Origin of the sequence: Streptococcus infantis (assembly GCF_001579645.1) — a bacterium.
In the GTDB taxonomy this organism is placed as follows: Bacteria; Bacillota; Bacilli; order Lactobacillales; family Streptococcaceae; genus Streptococcus; species Streptococcus infantis_E.
Genome location: NZ_KQ970818.1, coordinates 633,834 through 638,185, shown reverse-complemented (window position 1 = coordinate 638,185; position 4,352 = coordinate 633,834). Strand labels below are relative to the sequence as shown.

At 39.1% G+C, this 4,352-nt stretch carries 5 protein-coding genes; 3 read left to right on the top strand and 2 right to left on the bottom strand.

The features are described from left to right. A partial coding sequence (locus tag SINDD18_RS03050) for a formate--tetrahydrofolate ligase (RefSeq protein ID WP_241497318.1) occupies nt 1-1,489 on the bottom strand: 1,489 nt, incomplete at its 3' end. 232 nt (nt 1,490-1,721) lie between these two features. On the opposite strand from SINDD18_RS03050, the gene SINDD18_RS03045 reads away from it, so the two are divergent. Genes SINDD18_RS03045 through SINDD18_RS03035 form a run of 3 tightly spaced genes read left to right on the top strand, consistent with a single transcriptional unit; the run spans nt 1,722 to nt 3,521 of the window. Continuing rightward, nucleotides 1,722-2,411, top strand: coding sequence for a phosphopantothenate--cysteine ligase (locus SINDD18_RS03045; protein ID WP_061863019.1), 690 nt, complete (start codon nt 1,722-1,724; stop codon nt 2,409-2,411). A gap of 11 nt (nt 2,412-2,422) precedes the next feature. Next, complete coding sequence (gene coaC / locus SINDD18_RS03040; protein ID WP_061863018.1) at nt 2,423-2,974, top strand: phosphopantothenoylcysteine decarboxylase; 552 nt, start codon at nt 2,423-2,425, stop codon at nt 2,972-2,974. Beyond that, nucleotides 2,958-3,521 (top strand): ECF transporter S component, encoded by a 564-nt coding sequence (locus SINDD18_RS03035; protein WP_001042711.1) that lies wholly within the window; start codon nt 2,958-2,960, stop codon nt 3,519-3,521. The genes coaC and SINDD18_RS03035 overlap by 17 nt, the downstream gene beginning before the upstream one ends. A gap of 197 nt (nt 3,522-3,718) precedes the next feature. Here SINDD18_RS03035 and udk read toward each other — a convergent pair. After that, nucleotides 3,719-4,352 (bottom strand): uridine kinase (gene udk / locus SINDD18_RS03030; protein ID WP_061863017.1); only part of this gene is annotated, 634 nt, incomplete at its 5' end.

Here is a 4,352-nt window from a genome sequence, read left to right as displayed (position 1 = left end):
GATTATCTGAGAAACTATATTGAGTTTTAGCCATACAGATCGGCAATTTGTCCCAACCGTTTTGTACGATTTGTGCGATTTGAGTTTGAGCTTTCTTCTCGAAGTTTACTTTGCTTCCACGGTAAATTTCCGTAACAATCTTTTCGATTTTTTCTTGAACAGAAAGTTCGTTGTCATAGAGACGTTTGTAGTCGGCTGGATTTTCGTCAATTGTTTTGACGAGAGTTTCAGCCAAAGCCACTCCTCCTTCAGCTCCATCAGCCCATACGCTAGCTAATTCAACTGGAACATCAATTGAAGTGCAAAGTTCTTTCAAAGCTGCGATTTCAGCTTCTGTATCAGATACAAATTCGTTAATTGCAACAACTGCTGGAATACCAAACTTACGGATATTCTCAACGTGGCGTTTCAAATTAGCAAAACCAGCACGAACTGCTTCTACATTCTCTTCTGTCAATGCATCCTTAGCAACTCCACCATTCATCTTAAGAGCACGAAGTGTTGCAACAATCACTACTGCATCTGGTGAAGTTGGCAAGTTTGGAGTTTTGATATCCAGGAATTTCTCAGCACCAAGGTCTGCACCAAAACCTGCTTCTGTCACTGTGTAATCTGCCAAGTGAAGGGCTGTAGTTGTAGCCAAGACAGAGTTACATCCGTGTGCGATATTGGCAAATGGGCCACCATGTACAAAGGCAGGTGTTCCATAGATGGTTTGAACCAAGTTCGGTTTGATAGCATCTTTCAAAATCAATGCCAAGGCACCTTCAACCTGTAGATCACCAACTGAAACAGGTGTACGATCATAACGGTAGCCGATAACGATATTGGCCAAACGACGTTTCAAATCTTCAATATCAGTTGCCAAGCAAAGGATTGCCATGATTTCTGAAGCAACAGTGATATCAAATCCATCTTCACGTGGAATACCATTAAGCGGACCACCAAGGCCAACAGTTACGTGACGAAGAGCGCGGTCATTCAAGTCCACTACACGTTTCCAGAGAATACGGCGTTGGTCGATACCTAGATCATTCCCTTGATGCAAGTGATTGTCAATCAAGGCAGAAAGAGCATTGTTTGCAGTTGTAATAGCATGCATATCACCGGTAAAGTGAAGGTTGATATCTTCCATTGGTAAAACTTGCGCATAACCACCACCGGCTGCGCCACCTTTAATCCCCATAACAGGACCAAGAGATGGTTCGCGGATAGCAATCATGGTTTTCTTACCAATCTTATTTAAGGCGTCTGCAAGCCCGATAGTGATGGTTGATTTTCCTTCACCTGCTGGTGTTGGGTTAATGGCTGTTACCAAGATCAATTTACCGACTGGATTGCTCTCAACTGCACGGATTTTATCAAAACTGAGCTTAGCCTTGTACTTTCCGTACAATTCCAAATCGTCGTAAGAAATACCAAGTTTCTCTACAACATCAACGATTGGTTTTAGCTCGATACTCTGTGCAATTTCAATATCTGTTTTCATAACAAACTCCTCTACCTCAAATGTGTTAATTCATTATATCATAAAATAAGATTTTTAACAGTCATAAAGCTTGGTAACGTTCGTAAATATCACAACACTTCAGACTTTCTTGGCTTCTTTTTAAATTTTTATATGCCTTTATAGGTTTTAACTATAGTTGAAAGCTTGAATTTCACATAATATTTTATCGCTTTCATTTTACTTACTGCTCATTTTTTTGTACAATAGTTCTATGAAAATTTTAGTTACATCTGGTGGTACGAGCGAGGCAATAGACCGAGTTCGCTCCATTACCAACCACTCTACTGGTAGACTTGGTAAAGTTATAACTGAGACTTTACTAAAAGCTGGTCACCAAGTTTGTCTGATTACTACGCAACAAGCACTAAAACCAGAACTACACCCGAATTTGACTATGATTGTAATCAAAAACACTTCCGATTTACTCCAAGAGATGAAACGGATTCTTCCTAATTATCAAGTTTTGATTCATTCCATGGCAGTATCTGACTATAGTCCTGTTTACATGACAGGTCTTGACCAAGTTCAAGCGAGCCAAGATTTAAGTGAGTTTTTACATAAGAAAAATATGGAAACAAAGATCTCTTCTAAGGATGAGGTGCAAGTCCTATTTCTCAAGAAAAATCCAAAGATCATCTCTCTTGTTAAAGAATGGAATCCAAGTATCCATCTCATTGGCTTTAAACTCCTTGTCGATGTTACTAAGGAACATCTGATTCAAATCGCTAGAGAAAGTCTTGAAAATAATCAAGCTGATTTGATTGTCGCTAATGACCTCACTCAGATTAATGCTGATCAACACCTGGCTTATCTAGTAGAAGAAAAAGATTATCAGATTGCTGCTAGCAAACAAGAAATTGCTGACTTATTAGTGGAAAAAATTCAAGGATTTGACTCTTAGAAAGGAAAATTATGGCTCGTATTTCACTCGCTGTTACAGGCTCTATCGCCTCTTACAAGGCTGCTGATTTAGTAAGTGGCATGAAGAAACAAGGGCATTCTGTTACTGTACTCATGACCCAGGCTGCGACTGCCTTTATTCAACCTTTAACCCTTCAAGTCTTATCTCAAAATACCGTACATCTCGATCTTATGCAGGAACCTTATCCTGATAAAGTCAATCATATCGAGCTTGGCAAAAAAACAGACTTGTTTATCCTTGCCCCTGCGACCGCTAATACGATTGCGAAAGTCGCGCACGGTTTTGCCGACAATATGGTGACTGCTACTGCTCTTGCCTTGCCAAACTATGTTCCAAAACTAGTAGCACCTGCTATGAATACCAAAATGTATGACCATCCAGCAACTCAAACAAACCTAAAAACTTTAGAAACTTATGGTTATACAATTATTTCTCCTAAAGAATCCCTACTGGCCTGTGGAGACGTAGGACGGGGTGCTCTTGCTGATCTTGATACTATTTTACAACAGATAAAGGAAAAACTTCATGAACAAACGCTCTAATATTGCTCCTATTGCTATCTTTTTTGCCAGCATGATCGTCATTCATTTGCTGAGTTCTATTGTCTTTAATGTCTTGCCATTTCCAATTAAACCGACCATTGTCCATATTCCAGTCATCATTGCTAGTATCATCTACGGGCCACGAATTGGTGCCATCTTAGGTTTCTTGATGGGGATGATTAGCTTGACAGTCAATACAATCACAATTCTCCCAACTAGCTACCTTTTCTCTCCATTTGTACCAAACGGTAACATCTACTCCCTAGTTATTGCGATTGTACCACGCATCCTTATTGGTTTAACTCCATACTTTGTCTATAAACTCCTCAAAAACAAGGCGGGGCTTATCTTCGCTGGAGCACTCGGTTCCCTCACAAATACTGTATTTGTACTAGGCGGAATCTTCTTCCTCTTTGGAAATGTTTTTGACGGAAATATCCAAAAACTATTAGCTACTGTTATCTCAACAAATTCTATTGCAGAACTCATAATCTCAGCAATACTGACCCTAGTTATTGTTCCGAGACTTGAAAAAATCAAAAAATAAGAGGTCGGGAAAATCCCGGCCTCGATTTTTATTTGCACTGAAACTCTGCTCCAGTATTTAGTGGATCTTAAAGACTTAGAAAATCCTTTGAAATAAGGCTTTTTCCTATCTAAAAGCTTGATTGTAACAACTCACCAATATGGGAAAAAATCAATCTTAGTCAAATATTTACTTTCCCACAGCCTTTTATCTCCTTATTATTGGGCTAGACGTGCTTCTTCTAAAATCTTTTCAATCTTTGTTGTCAGCAAATCGATAGCTACTGTGTTGGTTACTCCTTCTGGAATAACGATATCTGCATAACGCTTTGTTGGCTCAATAAATTGATGATACATGGGTTTTACCACACCAAGATACTGGTCAATAACGCTATCCAGGCTACGACCACGTTCTTCCATATCACGTTTAATACGGCGAATGATACGAACATCATCATCTGTATCTACGAAAATCTTGATATCCATCAAATCACGAAGTCGTTTGTCCTCCAAAACTAAGATTCCTTCAACTATAAAGACATCCTGAGGCTCCTGACAATAAGTTTTGGAGCTACGTGTATGTTTTGTATAGTCATAGGTAGGAATATCAACAGGACGTCCTGCCAACAACTCTTTGATTTGCTCAATCATCAAATCAGTATCAAAAGCAAAAGGATGGTCATAGTTGGTCTTAATACGCTCTTCAAAGGTTAGATGAGATTGATCTTTATAGTAGGAATCATGCTCAATCATAGAGATTTTTTCATTTGGAAAATGCGACAAGATTGCTTTAGATACGCTTGTCTTTCCTCCTCCAGATCCACCTGTTACTCCGATAATGATTGGTCTATTT